The following is a 16,995-nucleotide window of genomic DNA, read 5'->3' as shown; positions in this document are numbered from 1 at the left end:
TTGGAAAGCGCTTTCCCGTACGCTATGTCCGGTCCACTGACCGGTCAAGATGGAGGATCGATGCAGCTCGGCCTGACCGTCGAAGAAGTCAGCGTCCACGCCGTCGCGCTGCCGACGCTGCGCTCGTTCGGCGTGTCCGGCGGATCCGTCGCCGTCGCAGGTCATCCGAGCATCCGCATCCTCGTGAAGATCAGCGCGGGTGGTGTGCACGGGTGGGGTGAGGCGACGCCGGTTCCCGCCTGGACCTACGAGACCGCTGAATCGATCTATTGGACCGTCCAGCGGTATCTGGCGCCCGCGATCATCGGTCAGCCGGTGTGGCAGCTCGACCGGATCAGCCAGATCTTCGACCGCACGATCAACCGCGGCTTCTCGATCGGCGCGCCGCTCGCCAAGTGCGCGCTCGACGTGGCGTTGCACGACCTGGTCGGCCGCGCCCTGAACGTCCCGATCGGCGTCCTGTGGGGCCAGCGGCGGCACGAGGAGGTCGAACTGGCCTGGATCATCTCCGGCCAGACGCCCTCCGCCGTGGCCGAATCCGTGGCGGAGGGCATCGAGAACGGCTACCGCTCGTTCAAGGTGAAGATCGGCCTGCACGACGAGCGGACGGACCTCGCCGTGGTCAGGTCGGTGCGCGAGGCCGCCCCGGACGCACCCCTGTGGGTCGACGCGAACCAGGCCTACACCGTCGACGAGGCCCTCCGCATCGCCACGAGGCTCCAGCCCTACGACGTCTTCGCGTTCGAGCAGCCCTTGCCCGCCAACGACGTGGCGGGCCAACGCCGCCTGCGCACCGCCTCCGTCCTGCCCGTGGCCCTGGACGAGAGCCTCCGCCACCCCACCGACCTGGCGACGTTCGTCAAGCTCGACGCCGTCGACGTGGCCGTGGCGAAGGTGCAGCGCTCCGGCGGCCTGACGCTGTCGCACCGTCTCTGCCAGCTGGCCGAGGACTGCGGCGTCCGCCTGCTGGGTTCGGGCCTGACCGACTCGGACGTCGGCCTGGCCGCGTCGCTGCACCTGTTCGGCGCGCACGGCATCAGCGGACCGGCGGACCTCAACGGCCGTCAGTTCATCGCCTCGCCCTACGCCTCCGGCCTCACCGTCGAGAACGGCGTGGCGCAGGTGCCGACCGGCCCGGGGCTCGGCGTCGAGGTGGACGAGTCGGTGGTTCAGGAGCTCTCGGTCGAGCTGTAGGCGTTGCCGGCGTGGTCACGGCCGCGCGCGAGGTAGATCCGGTGGCTGTCCGGCTTCAGGAACCGGACGGTCGTGGGCATGTACCGCATGGTGTAGCCGCAGCGCCGCACCGTGCTGCGGTTGGGCGGGCTGCCGTGCACCAGCATGGCCGAGTGCACGCTGCACGCCCCGCGTTCCAGCTCCACGTCGACCGCCCGTGACTCGTCCACCGCCGTCTCCTGGTTGAAGAACGAGTCCGCGGTGCCCGTGTGCTCGACGGGCGCGCGATGGCTGCCAGGGATCACCCGCAGGCACCCGTTCTCTACAGTGGACGGATCGATCGCCAGCCACACCGTCACGGCGTCCCCTGCCGGGTCGATGCTGTCCCGCCAGAAGTGCGCGTCCTGGTGCCACGGCACGGGCTGCCCGTCCCCGGCGGGCTTGCAGATGAAGTGCGACGAGAACAACGCGATGTCCGGCCCGATCAGCGACTCGACGAGGTCCAGCACGTCCGGGTCCAGCAACCACCGGAACAGCACCGGGTCGGTGAGGTGCGGCACGTCCATGTGCTCGGGGCGCTGTCCTTCGGGCAACGCCGCGAGCTTGGCCTCGAAGTGCGCTGCCAGCGCCTCGAACCTCGCCGGCGCGAGCAGGCCGGCGTGCGTCTCGTAACCGTCGGTGTGGAACATCGGGCGTCACCTCACGAGTAGACCGGTCTCCTTGTCGTACCGCAGCACGCGGGTGTCCGGTGCGTCCACGGTGACCACGGCGCCGACCGCGGGTTCCTCGTCCTCCGGCACGACGTACCCGATCTGGTCCTCACCGCAGTCCAGCGTCACCAGCGACGTGACGCCCAGGTTCTCCACAATGGACACCACGCCGTTGAACAGTCCCTCGCGCGCGGGCGACAGGTACTCGGGCCGCACTCCGATGATCTCCGCGCCGCGCGGCACCAGGTTCATGGGCGTGGAGCCGATGAAGTTGGCGACGAACGTGTCCGCGGGCCGCTGGAACACCTCGCGCGGCGTGCCGAGCTGCCGGATCCGCCCGGCGTCCATCACGGCGATCCGGTCGGCCAGCGCCAGCGCCTCTGCCTGATCGTGCGTGACGAACACCGTCGTCAGTGCCAGTTCCCGTTGCAGCTTCTTGAGGAACGTCCGCGCCTCCAGCCGCAGCCGTGCGTCCAGGTTGGACAGCGGCTCGTCCAGCAGCAGCACCTCGGCCGACGCGGCGACCGCCCGGGCGAGCGCCGCCCGTTGCTGCTGGCCGCCGGAGAGCTGGCCGGGCCGCCGGTCCAGCAACTCCCCGAGGCTCAACCCGCCGGCCGTCCGCACGGCCGTCTCCTGCTGCACGGCCTTCGCCACCCCGCGCACCCGCAACGGGTAGGCGATGTTCTCCGACACCGTCATGTGCGGGAAGAGCGCGTAGTCCTGGAACACCATCGCGACCCTCCGGTCACCGGGCTGCAGGCGCGTGACGTCCCGTTCCCCGATCGCCACGGCACCGCCGGTGGCGGCCTCCAGCCCGGCGATCGTGCGCAGCAACGTCGTCTTGCCGCACCCGGACGGCCCGAGCAGGGCGAACAGCTCGCCGTCGGCGATCTCCAGGTCCAGCGAGTCCACCGCGCGCACCCCGTTCGGGTACACGGTGGACAGGTCCTCGACAGTGATGCCCGCCATCAGCTCTTGATGCCTCCGTGGAATCGGAACCCGTACCGCTTGCTCACGAACAGGTACAGCACGACCACCGGAATCGAGTACAGCAACGAGAACACCGGGATCACGGTCAGGTTGGCGCTGCCGCCCTCGTCGTACAGGGTCCGCAACAACACCGCGGCAGGCTGCTGCCCGACGTCGCGCAACAGCAGGAACGGCAGCAGGAAGTTGCCCCAGGCGTTGACGAACGCCCACACGAAGATCGTCGCCACCCCCGGCCGCGCCACCGGCAGCACGACGTGGCCGAGCACCTGCCGCGGCGAGGCCCCGAACACCCGCGCCGACTCCTCGTACGAGCGCGGCACGGCGTCCATGAAGTCCTTCAGGATGAAGATCGCGGCGGGCAGCATCCCGCCCGCGATCACCAGCGCCGTGCCGAACTGCGAGTTGATCAGCCCGAACTGCAGCATCATCACGAAGATCGGCACCATCGCCGCCGTCCCCGTGACGACCGACGACAACAACAGCAACAGGTACAGCAGCAGGTCCCGCCCGGGAATGCGCACCCGCGACAACGCGTAGGCCGCCAGCGCCGCGAGCACCGTCGTCACCACGGTGGCGACCACGCACAGCACCAGCGAGTTGACCAGCGACGACACCGCGTACGGGTGCTCGAACGTCGTCACGACGTTGCGCCACGTCCAGTCCGGCCACCGCAACCCGAGTCCGGGCTTCTCGTCGAACGGTGCCGACGCCAGCCACAGCATCGGCACCGCGAAGAACGCCAGCACCACCGCGACCAGCACGTAGAACCCGATCCGCCGCACCATCCACAGAGGACTCACGCGCGCCTCCGCAGCAACCGCAGGTACACCAGCGCCACCACCAGGTTCCCGACCAGCAACAACATCGACATCGCCGACGCGTACCCGAGCTGCCCACCCTCCAGGGCCTGCCGGTAGATCAGCACCGGCAACACCTCGGACCGGTGGTTGGGCCCGCCCGACGTCAGCAGGAACGGCGTGAAGTCGTTGGCAGTCCACAAACTGATCAGCAGCGTGTTCGTCAGCACGTGCCCCCGGATGTGCGGAAACACCACGTCCCGCACCGTCTGCCACCCCGAGGCCCCCACCAGCCGCGCCGTCTCCACCTGCGACGGCGGCACCGCGGCCAGCGCCGACGTGTACAGCAACATCGAGAACGCCGTCCCGCGCCACACGTTGAAGATGATCAGGCTGGTCATCGGGTACTCCACCAGCCACGACGTCTGAGGCGACCCGAGCAGCAGGCCGAGCGTCCCGGTGTCCCGGCTCAGCACCGCGAACCACAGGAACGCCACCACCGTGCTCGGCAGGATCCACGACAGCAGCACGAGCCCCTCGGCCGTCCGCCGCAACCAAGGACTCACCGACCGCAACGACCAGGCGAGCCCGAACCCGAGCACGTTCTGCCCGATCACCGCCGAGAACAACACGAACAGGGCCGTCAACCACACCGAGTTGGTGAACAGCGGGTCCCGCACGGCCTCGACGAGGTTGTCCGCGCCGACCACCTGCGGATCGGCCGCGGCGGGCCCGGTGAGCTGGTAGTCCGTGATCCCGATGTAGAGCGTCCACAGCGCCGGGAAGACCAGGAACACCCCGATCAACACCAACGCGGGCGCGACGAACCCCACCGCCCGCCGGACGCCCAGCCCGGAGCTATCCAACGTTCTGCTCGCCGACCGCCTTGACCAACGACGCCCGATAGGCCTTCGCCGCCTCGTCCGGACTCATCCCGCCCACGACGTCCGCCGTGGCCTGCTGCAACGCCGCGGAAACCTTCGGGTAGTCCGCCACCCCGGGCCGGTACCGGGTGATCGGCAGGACCTTCTCCGCGATGAACGACAACATCGGGTCACCCCCGAGCACCTGGTCGTTCACGTCCTGCCGCTGCGTCAGCTGAGCGGTCCCGGCCAGCGACTCCCTGACCGCCTCCGCGGAGTTGAGGAACTGCATGAACTCCCAGGCCTGCCGCGGGTACCGCGTGTTGGGGTTGATCACCCGCACCCCACCCCCGGACATGCTCACGAAGTCCTGACCGCCCACCCCGGCCTTCGCTTCTTTCGCAGGCACCAAGGCCCACCCGACGGCCGAGTCCCGATCCGCCATCTTCGCCACGCCGTTGACCGGCTCGACCACGGACCGCCAGAAGTAGTCGCTCTCCAGCAAGATCCCGATCTTGTTCTCGCTGAACAACGCGAACGACCGCTGCCGTCCGTTCGCCTCCTGCTGCAACACGGGATCGCCGAGCCCACCTCCGTAGATCTTCCGGTAGAGCTCGAGCACGTCCCTGACCTGAGCGGAATCCCCTTGCCACTTCCCGTTCTCGTACACCGGCCGCCCCGTCCCCACCAGCGCGGGCAGCACGCCCTGCATGGTGGTGGCCTCCCCCATGGCGGACCCGGCGTTGAGCTGGATCGGCGTGACCCCGGCCTGCCCCTTCAGCTCGGCCCCGGCGTCCAGCACGTCCTGCCACGACCGGGGCTGCCAGTCAGCGGGCAACCCGGCCTGGGCGAACAACTTCTTGTTGAAGAACAAGACCCGCCCGTCCGTGCCCATCGGCACGCCGTAGGTCTTGCCCTCGAACTCCCCCAGCCCTTGCACGGCCTCGGGAATCTGCCCCCACCCGTCCCACGACGTGTCGCCGACGACCTCGTCCAGGGGCTTGATCTGCCCGGCCTGCGCGAACTCGCCGAGCCAGATCCCGTCGATCTCGACGACGTCCCCGCCACCGCCGGTCTTGAGGTCCAGCGCGACCTTCGTCTTGAAGTCCTCGTCCCCGGTGCCGTTCTGCTCGAACTTCACCGTGGCGGTCACCCCTTTGGCCTTCTGCGCCTCGGTGAACCGGGGTATCACCCAGTTCTGGATCCAGTCGGCCCCGCGAGCGTTCTTCCCGCCCACCGCCGCGTTGGCGACGATCGTCAGCGTGAACTCCCCGGCATCCGCGTTCCTGGCCTGATCCCCGCTCCGCGGCTGCCCCAGGCACCCGGCGAGCAACCCGCACACCGCCAGCAGTCCGAACACCTTTGTCCGCCCCATGCCTTCCAACATGGCACTGGTTCATCTGGCCCACAAGGGGAAGGACGGGCGGCAGGGTGGGGCTCGACCCGGCGGAACCGCCCTCTCAACCGCAGCCACCCACCCAAGCGCAACCGAACCCCGCCGGAACCACAACGCCGGTATGGTCCACACCAATGGCCATCGAGTTCGCGGTGCTCGGTCCCCTGCAGGTGCGCGTGGACGGCCACGAGCACCACCTCGGCGGTTTCACCCGCCGAGCCACCCTCGCCTACCTCCTCCTGCACCCCGGCCAGGTCATCTCGATCAGCGACCTCACCACCGCCCTCTGGCCGGCGGATCCCCCACCCACGTCCAGGGGCATCCTGCTCAACGCGGTCTCCGCCCTGCGCAAGGCCGGCATCGAGATCACCACCCGCAAACCCGGCTACCTCCTGCACGCCGACGAGGCCGGCCTGGACCTGCTCCGGTTCCGAGCCACCCTCGCCCGGGCGCACACCACCAGCGCCCAGGACAGAGCAGCCGTGCTGCGCTCAGCCCTGGCCCTCTGGCGCGGGCCGGTACTGGCGGACCTGGTGGCCGAAGGCATCACCTGGCCGACACTCGCCAAGATCACCGAACTCCACGACACCGCCACCGAAGACCGCTACGAAGCCGAACTGGCGAACGGCCGCCACCGCGAGGTCACCGCCGACCTGGAAGCCCTGGCCCGCGCCCACCCGCTCCGCGAACGCGTCCAGACCCTGCTGATGCTGGCCCTCTACCGCTCGGGCCGCCAAGCCGACGCCCTCGCCACCGCGAGGACGACCCGGCACCACCTGGCCGCCGAACTGGGCGTGGCCCCCGGCCCGGCCCTGACCAGCCTCGAACACGCCATCCTCACCCAGGACCCGGCTCTCACCGCGCACACCCCGGAAGCGTTGACCGTCCAGGAACGCAAGAAGGTCAGCGTTCTCGTGGTCCGCCTCGACCTGCCCGGCACGGACGAAGCCGCCGACGAACGTCTCGCCACCGCGACGGCCGAGGTGAAGCGGCGAGCGGAAGCGCTGGGCGGCACCGGGATCACCACCCTGGGCGCCACCATCTGCACCGCGTTCGGCGCTCCGCGCAACCGCGAGGACGACGCCGCGAGAGCCACCAGAGCGGCCCTCGACATCACCGGCGCTCACCCGGCCGCGGCGGCGGTGGCCACCGGTCCGGCGCTGGTGAAGACCGGCGACCACGTCGAGGTGAGCGGCACGGTCATCGCCGCCGCCCAGAACCTCCTCGCCCGCACGGCGAAGGGCGAGGTCAAGATCTGCCCGGTCACCACCAGGGCGACCACGCCGACCGGCGACGACACCCCGCTGATCGGCCGCACCGGCGAACTGGACCGGCTCCACCGCGCCTACGACCAGGTGAAGCGGACGAACCGCCCCCGAGTCATCACCCTGACCGGCGAGCCGGGCACCGGCAAGACGAGGCTGGTCAAGGAGTTCACCACGGGCAAACGCACGCTGACCGGCCGCACACCGCCGTTCGCCGGCAACGACACCTACGCCCCGCTGGCCGAGATCGTCCGCGCACACGCCGGCATCCTCGACACCGACTCCCCGGAGACCGCGACCGCCAAGGTGGAGGCGATCAGCGCGGACCCGTGGCAGGCCACCCAGCTCAAAGCACTGGTCGGCGTGGGCCCCCAGGGCAACGACGTCCTCACGGCCTGGCGACGACTGATCGAGCAACTGGCCGACGAGCCGCTGATCCTGGTCGTCGAGGACGTCCACAGCGCCGACGACCGACTGCTCACCTTCCTCCACGACCTGAGCAGCACCCGTGTACCCCTGCTGACCCTCCTCACCGCCCGCCCGGATCCGAGGATCCGGCCGGAGATCCCGATCAACCCCCTGTCCGAAGAGGACACAGCGACGCTGTTGCAAGCGTTGATGAAGCGCCACAACGTGGTCGCCGATCAGGAGCAGCTCCTGCAACGTTCCCAAGGCAACCCGCTGTTCGCCCAGGAGTACGTGCGCATGCTCAGGGACGGGGCACCGGAAGCACTTCCGGAAACAGTGCAGAACGTCATCGGCGCACGCTTGGATTCGTTGCCACAGCTCGAGAGGTCCGTGCTCCAGGACGCCGCGGTGATCGGTTCCACGGTGTGGCCGGGGGTCGTGGCCGCCGTGGCCGAGCGCGCGGAGGCGGAGGTGACCCGGTGCCTGGAAGTCCTGGCCCAAAGGGACTTCCTGCGCCGCGGCAGCACGAGCACCGTGGCCGGTCAGGCCGAGTACGCGTTCAGCCACGTGCTGGTGCGCGACGTGGCCTACGACCGGGTGCCGCGCGGCACCAAGGCGATGAAGCACTACCACGCCGCGGAGTGGGTCAGGGCGCTGCCGCTGGAGCACGTTCCCCTGCTGGCGCACCACTTCCAGGAGGCCGTGTGGATCGCCGAGGCCTCCGGACGTCCGTGCGACATCATGGGCGCCAAGGCCAGGACCGCTCTCACCGACGCCGGCAACCGGGCCACCACCCTGGCCGCCCGGGAGACCGCGATCCGCTGCTACCGGGCCGCCCTGGCCGTCTGCCCGCCCGGCCACCGCGACACCGCCGGACTCCTCACGCTGCTCGGCTCCAGCCTCGCCCAGACCGGTGACGGCACGACGGAACTCGCGAAAGCGGTCGAACTCCACACAGCCGCCGGCGACTTCGCGGGAGCCGCGAGAGCGGCGAGGTCGTCCTGGCGCGCCGCCTGGCACCGCGGCGACCACGACCAGGCGCGGCACCACCTGGACCAGGCGATCGAGTTCCTCGACCGGGAACCGGCACACGACGTCCAGGCGTACGTGGCCCACGCCCTGATGCTCGCGGACAGGCTCCCGGAAGCGGTGACAGCCGCACGAAGCGCACTGGCCGACGCCACCGGCCTGGAACGGGCCATCGCGCTGGAAGCCCTCGGCCTCGCCAGGGTCAGGCAGGGCGACCCCACCGGAACGGAAGACCTGCGCCGGGCCGTCGAGGAACGCCGGAGAGCAGGCATCTCCACCGGCCTCTGCCTGGTCAACACGAGCACCGCCTACACCGCCATCGGCGACGCCAGAACACGGCGCGAAGTCAGGGCTGAAGCACGTGCGGCCGCCCACCGCCACGGAGACGAGGACACGCTCGCCTGGCTGGCCGCGTCCAGCTACGTCGAGCTGTTCTGGGACGGCCGGTACGCCGAGGCCCTGAAGGTCCTGGAGAACCCGGCGCACTCCCACCACCACGCCGCACGGGGCCGCATCCGCCTGCTGACCGGCGACCTCCGCGGAGCCCAGGCGGACGCCACCGCGGCACTGGCCCTGGCCAGGACCACGGGAATTCCCACCGACCTGCACCACCCGCTGACGCTGACCGCGAGAATCGCCCTGCACGAGCAGAACCAGCCCGACACGGGCGAGTTGCTGTCCGTCCTGCGAGGCCACCAGATCACCGGCCTGATCGGCGTGGACCTGCCGGTCGTCCTGGCCGCCACCGGTCACGGCCCCGAAGCCCTCGCCGCGGTCTCCTGGTCACGCTGGAAGGACGCCGCCCTGGCCCACCTGAGCGGCGACCGGAAGACCGCGAATCGGATCTACCAGGAGATCGGCTCCACCCCCGACGCCGACGATGAGTCGCTGGTTATCGCCCCGCGATAACGTCGGGAAACGTGCCCGTTCCCCGTTACTACCAGGCCAAGACCCGGCTGCTGGACCTGCTGGACGACCTGCCGGGCCACACCCCGTTCCCGCCGGAGCGCGCGCTCTCGGACCTGTTGCGCGTGTCCCGCAGCACCATCCGCAAGGCCCTGGACGAACTGGTGCTGGAGGGCAGGCTGTTGCGCGGCACCGGCCGCCAGGGCACCACGGTCGCACCACCCGGGCAGCCCCACCGCATCGCCCTGCACGCACTGACCGCGGACCAGCTCCCCCGCGAACGCACCACCACCAGCACCAGGAACGACGTGACCACCGTCGAGTCGGTGCTGGTCCACCTCGACGACCCGATCGGCGTTCGCCAGACGCACCTGCACGCACTCCCGGGCTTCGCCACCCGCTACGACCCCGGCACGCCCCTGCGCGAGTTCCTCGCCACCGCCTACCGCCTCCGCCAGAGCGAACCGCGATGCACCACCGCGCTCGCCACCCCACGAGTGGCGAGCCTGCTGAACGTCCGCCCCGCCACGCCACTGCTGGCGGTCTCCTGGCTCGGCCACGACACCACGGGCGCGACGAGAGAACTGTCGAGGGTCGTCCTGCGCAGCGACCGGGCCCACCTGACGTTGCCGCAGGTTCGAGGAGATCAAATAGTGTGACCGGGTGACCGCTCGACGCACCGTCCTGAAGACCCTCGCCCTGCTCCCGCTCGCCAGTTGCGCCGCCACCCCGGCCACCGAGACCACGACCGCGGCCACGACCACGACGACACCGGGGCCGACGACGAGCGCGGTTCCCCTGCGGCACGAGGCGTTGTTCGCGCTGGAGAAGAAGTTCGACGCACGGCTGGGCGTCTTCGCGATGAGCGACAACGGAAGCACGATCGAACATCGGGCGGACGAGCGGTTCGCGTTCTGCTCGACGTTCAAAGGCCTTGCCGCTGCGGCGGTTCTGCATCGCAACCCGATGTCCTATCTGGACAAGGTGGTCACCTACACCGAAGCCGAGCTGATGAGGAGCTCGGCCATCACGAAGCAGAACGTCCGGACGGGCATGACACTGCGCGACCTCTGCGACGCCGCCGTCCGCCACAGCGACGGCACGGCGGGCAACCTGCTGCTGCGCGAGGTGGGCGGACCGGCGGAGCTCACCAGGTACCTGCGCGAACTCGGCGACACCGAGACCAGGATGGACCGGATCGAACCGGACATCACCTCGGCCACTCCCGGCGATCCGCGCGACACCGCCACCCCGCGCTCACTCGGCACGGACTACCAGCGGATCGTGCTCGGAGACGCGCTCGAGCCCGAGAAGCGCGACTTCCTGAAGGACCTCCTGCAACGGTCGGTCACCGGAGCGCACCGCGTCCGCGCCGGCGTGCCACAGGGCAGCGAGGTCGCGAACAAGACCGGCACCGGCGCGCACGGCACGGTCAACGACATCGCCGTCGTGTGGCCGCCGAACCGCGGGCCGGTCCTGATCGCGATCATGTCGAGCAAGGCCTCCGCGGACGCGGAGTACGACGAGGCTCTCGTCGCCGAAGCCGCCGCCTACGTCGTCAAGACCCTCACCTGACGGACGACACGTCCGCCCACACGGTCTTGGAATCGGGGAACCGGTTGTGCCCCCACACCTGCGCCAGGCCGTTGACCAGCAACAACCCTCGTTGCCGCCGCCCGAGGAACCCCATTCGCCCGAGCTGGGGGAAACGACCGGGGGTGCCGTCGTCGACCTCGACCCGCACCACCTCGCGTTCGGGCAGGCGGAAGATCCGGGCCCGGCGGTGCGGTGCCGCGTGGTGGTAGGCGTTGCTCACGAGCTCCGTGGCCACGACCATCACGTCGACGACGACGTTCTCGTGCATGCCTCTCAGGAGGCGCCGAACCTCCGCCCGCACGTCCGCGAGCGGCAAAGCACCTTCCGGTAGGACGAGGTCCAGTCGTTCGCCGGACCGTCCTGCAATACCCATCAGCATCTCCCCGCGCCCTGTTCGTTCAAGGCAGCAGGCTGCATACCCCAGAGCGCGCACATCGAAACCAACCGAGCTGGAATCACGGCGACCTCGGGAGATCAGCCCAGACCACGGTGCCCCCGTGAGCCCTGTCCACACCCCAGCGGTCGGACAGCCGGGCCACCAGAACCAGGCCGTACCCGCGCTGGGGCCGGGACACCTTGCGCAACGGCGGATGGGCCCTGGCGTCGTGCGCGATCTCGACGCGGATCTTCTTCTGCTCCACGACGACGCGCAGGAAAGACGGTTCCGACGTGTACCGGTACGCGTTGCTGACCAGCTCGTTCACCACCAGCAACACGTCCGACACGGCGTCGGCGTCCTCAGCCATGAGCTCCAGCCGCACCCAGCGCCGGACTGCCGCGAGCGACGGCCGTTGCCTGCCCAGTGGCAGGTGCGCCGCCTCTCCCGTCCGTGCTGCCTGGTCGCGAGCCAAACCGCTCCTCGGTCAGTTGATCAGTTCGGGCGCGGGTTACCCGGGTACATCGACGGCCAAACCATCCTTTCCGTTCACCAACGTCAACTACTCTCACGGCGCCGCCGCGACGCCAGGGGGAACCACGTGCCCAGAACGCTGCCACCAGTGCTGATCGCCTTGCTGCTGATGTACCTGGTGCAGCAGCAACTCGCCTCCGTCGCCGGCCCGCTCGCCGCGGGGTTCGGGCTGCCGACGGCCCAGATCGGTCTGCTGTTCTCGGTCGCGTCCGTGGCGACGGCGATCGCGAGCCCGTTGTGGGGACTGCTGCTCGACGCCGCCGGTGCCCGCGTCGTGCTGATCGCCGGACTCGTGCTGGGCGTCGCAGGGCCGGCCGGGTTCGCCGCGGTCGTGTCGCTCGGGCTCACCGGGACGCTGAGCACGGACGTGGCGTTCCTGCTGGTGCTGCTGTTCCGCGGGGTGGTGTTCGGGATCGGCATCGCGGCGGTGCTGGTCGCGGCGCTCGCCGTCGCGGGTCTCACGACGGCCGGCGTCGGGGACCGCACCCGCGCGGTCGGTTTCGTGGGCGCGGCGCAGAGCCTCGGTGTCCTCGCCGGTCCGATCATCGCCGGCGTGCTCGCGGCGAGTTCGATGACGTTGCCGGTCTACCTGGCGCCCGTCCTGGCCCTGGTGGCGGCGGCCGTGGTGCTCGTGTCGGTGAAGCCCCCGGTGCCCGTGCCGCACGAACCGGTGCGGGTGCGGCCGGTGGAGCTGCTGCCCGCGTTCGGCGCCGGGGTGTTGCTGTACCTGTCCTTCGCGATCGCGGAGGTCGTCGTCGTGTACCTCGCCGCCGACCGGGAGCGGATCGAGTCCGGGGCGATCGGCGGGGTGATGCTCGCGGCCGGGCTCGGGTTGTTGCTGGCCCAGGGTGTGCTGGTGCCGGTGCTGAGGTGGACGCCGGACCGGCTGCTGAAGGTCGGCGCACCGGTCGCCGTGGCCGGGTACGCGCTGCTCGCCACCGCGCCGTCGGCCGGGGTGCTGACGCTGGCGCTGCTGGTCGCGGCGCTGGGCGTCGGCCTCGGCGTCACCGGGTTCACCGCGACCGCCTCGCTCGGGGCCGGGCCGCGCCGACAGGGCCTGGTCGCCGGGCTCGTGACGCTGACGAGCGGGGTGGCGTTCGTGGCGGGGCCCTTGCTGACCGGTGTGCTGTACGAGGTGGAACCGAACGCGCCGGCGCTCGTGGCCGGGGCGGCCGCGCTGGTCGCGACCGGGCTGGCGTTCGTGCCGGCCGGAGCGCTGGTCGCCGGTTCCGGGACGAACTGAGGCTGCCGGACTGATCGACCCTGCCGTTACGCTGCGCACGTGACGCGTTACTTCAGCGCCCTCGTGCTGGCACTGCTCGCCGCGACGGCCGTGGTCGTCCCCGCCCAGGCCCACGCCGAGCTCAGGAGCAGCACCCCGGCGTCCGGCGCGACCCTGGCCGCCCCGCCCGCGACCGTCGAGCTGGTGTTCAGCGAGTCGATCCAGCTGCCGGACGGGGCCGCGGTCACCGTCACGGGCGCCGACGGCTCCAAGGTGCCCGTCACCCAGGCGCAGGCCGTCGACAGGACGATCACGGCGACCCTCGACGTCAAGGCGGCCAAGTCGGGCGCGCACACCGTGGCGTGGGCGGCCAAGTCCGAGGACGGCGACACCATCACCGGCACGTTCGCCTTCACCATGACCGTGCCGGAGCAGACCTCGTCCAGCGCGCCGCCTCCCTCCACGGCCGTGTCCAGCGCTCCCGCGTCGAACGCTCCCCCGTCGACGACGCCCGCCGAGTCCGGTGGGGTGCCGCTGTGGGTGTGGCTCCTGATCGGGCTAGTGGTGGTCGTCGGCGCGATCCTGCTGGTCCGGCGGCGCAAGCCCGAGGACGCGTAGGCGTTCGGCCAGCAGGTCGCGTTCGGCCGGGTGTTCGGCCCGGTCCAGCGCGGCCTCGAGGGCTGCCCTCGGATCTTCGCCGAGGCGTTGCAGCAGGTCCGCGCGCACGGCGTGGAACAGGTGGTAGCGGTCGAGGTCCAGTGCGTCGACCTCGGCCAGTGCTCGGCGCGGGCCTTCGGTCTCGGCGATCGCGACCGCCCGGTGCAGGGCGACGACCGGGCTCGGGGTCAACGCCATCAGCTGGTCGTAGAGGGCGACGACCTGGTGCCAGTCCGTCGGCGGGTCGCTGTGCACGGCGTTGATCGCGGCCTGGACCTGGTACGGGCCGGGCTGGTTGCGGCGCAGGCAGTAGCGCACCAGGTCCTGCCCCTCGGCGATCAGGTCCGCGTCCCACCGCGTCCGGTCCTGGTCCTCCAGCAGCACGATCCGGCCGTCCCGCAGGCGGGCGTCCCGTCGTGAGGCGATGAGCAGCATCAACGCCAGCAGGCCGCGCACCTCGGGTTCGTCCGGCATGAGCCCGGCCAGCACGCGGGTGAGCCGGATCGCCTCGTCGGCCAGGTCGTGCTTGTCGAGCCAGCCCTCGTTGAAGATCAGGTACAGGACGGCCAGCACGGCGCCCAAGCGGGCGGGCAGGTCGGCGTCGCGCGGCACCCGGTACGGCACGCGGGCCGCGCGGATCTTGCCCTTCGCGCGCACGATCCGTTGCGCCATCGTGGGTTCCGGCACGAGGAACGCCCTGGCGATCTCCGCCGTGCTCAGGCCGCCGAGCAGTTTCAGCGTGAGGGCGACCTGGGCCTGCCGCGCGAGCGACGGGTGGCAGCAGGTGAAGATCAGCCTCAGTCGTTCGTCGGGCACGTCCTCCACCTCCTCCGGTGCGGGCTCGGGATGCAGCAGTCCGGCCTGCGCGTGCTTCTCGCGGCCCTTGGTCTCGCGGCGCAGGCGGTCGATCGCCTGGTTGCGGGCCGTCGTGATGATCCAGCCCGCCGGGGACGGTGGCGTTCCGTCGACCGGCCAGCGCTGGACGGCCTTGGCGAACGCGTCCTGCACGGCCTCCTCGGCGAGGTCGAGGTCGCCGAGGAAGCGGGTCAGGACGGACACCGCGCGGCCGTACTCGGCCCGGAAGACCTCCTCGACCATCAGACCGCGATCGGCCTGACCTCGATCGGCAACGGGCTGAGCACCTCGGCGAGCCGGCGGCCCCAGTCGAGCGCCTCGTCCAGGTCCTCGGCCTGGACGACGGTGAACCCGCCGATGTGCTCCTTGCCCTCGGCGAACGGTCCGTCGGTCATCAGCACGTCGTCGTCCTTCGCCCGGAGCACGGTCGCGGTCGACGGCGGGTGCAGGCCGGCGGCGAACACCCACGCGCCCTTCGCCCGCATCTCCTCGTTGAGCGCGGCGAGGTTCGCCATGATCGGCTCGAGCACCTCGGGCGGCGGCACCTCGCCGTCGGGCTGGTAGATGCTGAGCAGGTACTTCTGCGTCATCGTGGTTCTCCTCTCCCCCCGTGTACGAACGCGGAAGGCCCGTTTCGACAGCCGTGTACGTTCTGTTCCGTGACCGGGCGGCTGGCTGAGATCGTGGCACTCCTGGACGTGCCCGACCCGTTCAGCGTCGAGGAGCTCGTCCGCCGGATCGCCGCGACGAGGCAACGGCCGATCGTGCTGAAGGCGGCGACGATGCCGCCGGAGGGCCCGAGCGGCCTGTGGATCGCGACCGGCACGACCGACCACATCTGGTACGCGGCGGGCACCAGCCCGATGCACCAGGAACACATCATCCTGCACGAGCTGGGCCACCTGCTCTGCGACCACGAGACCCCGCAGCCCGATCCCGACCTGGCGTTGCGGCTGTTGTTGCCGTCGCTCGACCCCGCGATGGTCAGGTCGGTGCTCGGCAGGACCGCCTACAGCGATCCCGAGGAACGACAGGCGGAGATGTTCGCGATGCTCGTGCTCGAACGCGCCCGGAAACTGCCGTCCCGGGTGCGTCCCCTCTCCCCCGAACTCTGCGCGCTGCTCGACCGCGTCGAGGCGGCCCTCGCACCGGGACTCGGCTCGTGAACTGGTCCGCCCAGCAGTACGTGCTCGCGGTCGTCGCCACCGGGTGCGCCGCGCTGGTGCTGCGGCTGTTCCAGCTGCACCGCGGTGCGAACCCGGCCATGACGTGGATCACCGCGTCGCTCGGCGTCCTCACGGCATCGCTGGTGCTGCAATTCAGCGTGGTCCGCGCGGCCGTGGACGCCGTCACGACGCTGAACACGGCGGGCACGCTGTCCAACTGCGGCACGTTGCTCGCCGCCGCCTGCGCACAGCGCGGGTTCCTGCACGTGGTCAGGCCGGGTGCGCGCAGTTCCGTGCTGCGGTGGACGTCCGCCGTGGTCGTGCTGGTGGTGGTGCTGTTCGCGCTCGTGCCGTCGAACTACGAGGAGGTGCTGGCGCACGCCTCCGAGGAGATCCAGGTGCCGGTGACCTCCGCGTCCGGCTACGTCTACCTCGTCGCGCTCGCCGTGCTGTGCGTCGGGCTGATCCGGGCCTCCTGGGCGTACGTGCTGATCGCCGAGCGGTTCTCGCTGCGGTACGGGCTGATCGCGATCGCGCTGGCGGCCGTGATCGCCGTCGCGTACACGGTGGTGCGGATCTCGGCGATGGTCACCTACCAACTGGGCGTCGTGGTCCCGGCGATCCGCGGCAACCTGATCGGCAACCTCTACCTCACCGCCTCGGGACTGGTGTTCCTCGGCATCGCGCTGCCGCTGGTGGGTGGCCGGCTCGGGCTCGACCACCTCGCGCACTGGTTCCGCGTCAACCGGTCCTACCGGCGGCTCGGGCCGTTGTGGAGGGCCTTGCACGCGGAGTTCCCCGGACTGGCCCTGGACGTGCCCACGCGGCTCGCGGGGTTCCGCCACCCCGAGCACGCGCTGTACCGGCGGATCATCGAGATCTGGGACGGGCGGCTGCGGTTGCGGCCGCACCTCGATCCCACCGCGGTGCCGGGGGACGGTGCGGCGGAGGCGGCGTTGATCGAGGACGGGTTGCGGCGCCGGACAACCGGCCGGAGGACCCGGACGCCGAGCTCGGGTGGCTGATCGAGGTGTCGCGGACGTTGCGGCGCT

General features: G+C 70.7%; 17 protein-coding genes. 8 read left to right on the top strand and 9 right to left on the bottom strand.

Annotated features, from left to right (window positions below; genetic code table 11):
* Nucleotides 1-60: 60 nt before the first annotated feature.
* A complete protein-coding gene (locus QSK25_RS01685) occupies nucleotides 61-1,194 on the top strand; it encodes a mandelate racemase/muconate lactonizing enzyme family protein (RefSeq protein WP_285631415.1) in 1,134 nt (377 codons plus the stop codon).
* Here QSK25_RS01685 and QSK25_RS01680 read toward each other — a convergent pair.
* The 5 genes from QSK25_RS01680 to QSK25_RS01660 are packed head-to-tail and all read right to left on the bottom strand — an operon-like array spanning nucleotide 1,170 to nucleotide 5,908.
* Nucleotides 1,170-1,862, bottom strand: a complete 693-nt coding sequence (locus tag QSK25_RS01680; RefSeq protein ID WP_285631412.1) for a phytanoyl-CoA dioxygenase family protein — start codon at nucleotides 1,860-1,862, stop codon at nucleotides 1,170-1,172. The two genes, QSK25_RS01685 and QSK25_RS01680, sit on opposite strands and share 25 nt — an antisense overlap.
* A 6-nt stretch (nucleotides 1,863-1,868) precedes the next feature.
* On the bottom strand, nucleotides 1,869-2,852 hold the full coding sequence (locus tag QSK25_RS01675) for an ABC transporter ATP-binding protein (protein ID WP_285631409.1): 984 nt from the start codon (nucleotides 2,850-2,852) through the stop codon (nucleotides 1,869-1,871).
* Nucleotides 2,852-3,673 (bottom strand): carbohydrate ABC transporter permease, encoded by an 822-nt coding sequence (locus tag QSK25_RS01670; protein WP_285631406.1) that lies wholly within the window; start codon nucleotides 3,671-3,673, stop codon nucleotides 2,852-2,854. The genes QSK25_RS01675 and QSK25_RS01670 overlap by 1 nt, the downstream gene beginning before the upstream one ends.
* The gene (locus tag QSK25_RS01665) at nucleotides 3,670-4,536 is read right to left on the bottom strand and encodes a carbohydrate ABC transporter permease (protein ID WP_285631403.1); all 867 of its coding nucleotides are present in this window, start codon (nucleotides 4,534-4,536) and stop codon (nucleotides 3,670-3,672) included. The genes QSK25_RS01670 and QSK25_RS01665 overlap by 4 nt, the downstream gene beginning before the upstream one ends.
* Nucleotides 4,529-5,908 carry an extracellular solute-binding protein gene (locus tag QSK25_RS01660; RefSeq protein ID WP_285631400.1) on the bottom strand — a complete coding sequence of 460 codons (1,380 nt, stop codon included), beginning with the start codon at nucleotides 5,906-5,908 and terminating at the stop codon, nucleotides 4,529-4,531. Before QSK25_RS01660 ends, QSK25_RS01665 begins: the two co-directional genes overlap by 8 nt.
* Before the next feature lie 155 nt (nucleotides 5,909-6,063).
* Between QSK25_RS01660 and QSK25_RS01655 the strand changes: the two genes are divergently transcribed.
* Genes QSK25_RS01655 through bla form a run of 3 tightly spaced genes read left to right on the top strand, consistent with a single transcriptional unit; the run spans nucleotide 6,064 to nucleotide 11,112 of the window.
* On the top strand, nucleotides 6,064-9,540 hold the full coding sequence (locus tag QSK25_RS01655) for an ATP-binding protein (RefSeq protein WP_285631398.1): 3,477 nt from the start codon (nucleotides 6,064-6,066) through the stop codon (nucleotides 9,538-9,540).
* Nucleotides 9,541-9,551: 11 nt separating this feature from the next.
* Complete coding sequence (locus QSK25_RS01650; RefSeq protein WP_285631395.1) at nucleotides 9,552-10,196, top strand: GntR family transcriptional regulator; 645 nt, start codon at nucleotides 9,552-9,554, stop codon at nucleotides 10,194-10,196.
* 4 nt (nucleotides 10,197-10,200) lie between these two features.
* Nucleotides 10,201-11,112: a class A beta-lactamase gene (bla, locus tag QSK25_RS01645; RefSeq protein WP_285631392.1), complete on the top strand. Its 912-nt coding sequence runs from the start codon at nucleotides 10,201-10,203 to the stop codon at nucleotides 11,110-11,112.
* On the opposite strand, the gene QSK25_RS01640 is transcribed toward bla, so the two are convergent.
* On the bottom strand, nucleotides 11,105-11,506 hold the full coding sequence (locus tag QSK25_RS01640; protein ID WP_285631389.1) for an ATP-binding protein: 402 nt from the start codon (nucleotides 11,504-11,506) through the stop codon (nucleotides 11,105-11,107). The two genes, bla and QSK25_RS01640, sit on opposite strands and share 8 nt — an antisense overlap.
* A gap of 82 nt (nucleotides 11,507-11,588) precedes the next feature.
* On the bottom strand, nucleotides 11,589-11,984 hold the full coding sequence (locus tag QSK25_RS01635) for an ATP-binding protein (protein WP_285631386.1): 396 nt from the start codon (nucleotides 11,982-11,984) through the stop codon (nucleotides 11,589-11,591).
* Between the two features lie 147 nt (nucleotides 11,985-12,131).
* Here QSK25_RS01635 and QSK25_RS01630 point away from each other — a divergent pair, with 147 nt between their 5' ends.
* Both QSK25_RS01630 and QSK25_RS01625 read left to right on the top strand, forming a co-directional pair.
* Nucleotides 12,132-13,286, top strand: a complete 1,155-nt coding sequence (locus QSK25_RS01630; protein WP_285631384.1) for an MFS transporter — start codon at nucleotides 12,132-12,134, stop codon at nucleotides 13,284-13,286.
* Between the two features lie 39 nt (nucleotides 13,287-13,325).
* Nucleotides 13,326-13,883: a copper resistance CopC family protein gene (locus QSK25_RS01625; protein WP_285631381.1), complete on the top strand. Its 558-nt coding sequence runs from the start codon at nucleotides 13,326-13,328 to the stop codon at nucleotides 13,881-13,883.
* Here QSK25_RS01625 and QSK25_RS01620 read toward each other — a convergent pair.
* Both QSK25_RS01620 and QSK25_RS01615 read right to left on the bottom strand, forming a co-directional pair.
* Nucleotides 13,824-15,020, bottom strand: a complete 1,197-nt coding sequence (locus QSK25_RS01620; RefSeq protein WP_285631378.1) for an RNA polymerase sigma factor — start codon at nucleotides 15,018-15,020, stop codon at nucleotides 13,824-13,826. The two genes, QSK25_RS01625 and QSK25_RS01620, sit on opposite strands and share 60 nt — an antisense overlap.
* Nucleotides 15,020-15,367 (bottom strand): YciI family protein, encoded by a 348-nt coding sequence (locus QSK25_RS01615; protein ID WP_285631375.1) that lies wholly within the window; start codon nucleotides 15,365-15,367, stop codon nucleotides 15,020-15,022. Before QSK25_RS01615 ends, QSK25_RS01620 begins: the two co-directional genes overlap by 1 nt.
* A 69-nt stretch (nucleotides 15,368-15,436) precedes the next feature.
* On the opposite strand from QSK25_RS01615, the gene QSK25_RS01610 reads away from it, so the two are divergent.
* The gene (locus tag QSK25_RS01610) at nucleotides 15,437-15,943 is read left to right on the top strand and encodes a hypothetical protein (RefSeq protein WP_285631372.1); all 507 of its coding nucleotides are present in this window, start codon (nucleotides 15,437-15,439) and stop codon (nucleotides 15,941-15,943) included.
* On the top strand, nucleotides 15,940-16,968 hold the full coding sequence (locus QSK25_RS01605; protein ID WP_285631369.1) for an MAB_1171c family putative transporter: 1,029 nt from the start codon (nucleotides 15,940-15,942) through the stop codon (nucleotides 16,966-16,968). The genes QSK25_RS01610 and QSK25_RS01605 overlap by 4 nt, the downstream gene beginning before the upstream one ends.
* Nucleotides 16,969-16,995: the final 27 nt, after the last annotated feature.

It is taken from the genome of Lentzea sp. NBRC 102530 (assembly GCF_030269365.1).
In the GTDB taxonomy this organism is placed as follows: domain Bacteria; phylum Actinomycetota; class Actinomycetes; order Mycobacteriales; family Pseudonocardiaceae; genus Lentzea.
Note: the sequence above shows the minus strand (reverse complement) of the source record. Positions and strands in the feature narration are given on the sequence as shown.

Excerpts from the sequence above, each read along its gene's own strand:
- QSK25_RS01685 (WP_285631415.1), top strand. The coding sequence starts at position 61 with ATGCAGCTCGGCCTGACCGTCGAAGAAGTCAGCGTCCACGCCGTCGCG.
- QSK25_RS01680 (WP_285631412.1), bottom strand. The coding sequence starts at position 1,862 with ATGTTCCACACCGACGGTTACGAGACGCACGCCGGCCTGCTCGCGCCG.
- QSK25_RS01675 (WP_285631409.1), bottom strand. The coding sequence starts at position 2,852 with ATGGCGGGCATCACTGTCGAGGACCTGTCCACCGTGTACCCGAACGGG.
- QSK25_RS01660 (WP_285631400.1), bottom strand. The coding sequence starts at position 5,908 with ATGGGGCGGACAAAGGTGTTCGGACTGCTGGCGGTGTGCGGGTTGCTC.
- QSK25_RS01655 (WP_285631398.1), top strand. The coding sequence starts at position 6,064 with ATGGCCATCGAGTTCGCGGTGCTCGGTCCCCTGCAGGTGCGCGTGGAC.
- QSK25_RS01640 (WP_285631389.1), bottom strand. The coding sequence starts at position 11,506 with ATGGGTATTGCAGGACGGTCCGGCGAACGACTGGACCTCGTCCTACCG.
- QSK25_RS01620 (WP_285631378.1), bottom strand. The coding sequence starts at position 15,020 with ATGGTCGAGGAGGTCTTCCGGGCCGAGTACGGCCGCGCGGTGTCCGTC.
- QSK25_RS01615 (WP_285631375.1), bottom strand. The coding sequence starts at position 15,367 with ATGACGCAGAAGTACCTGCTCAGCATCTACCAGCCCGACGGCGAGGTG.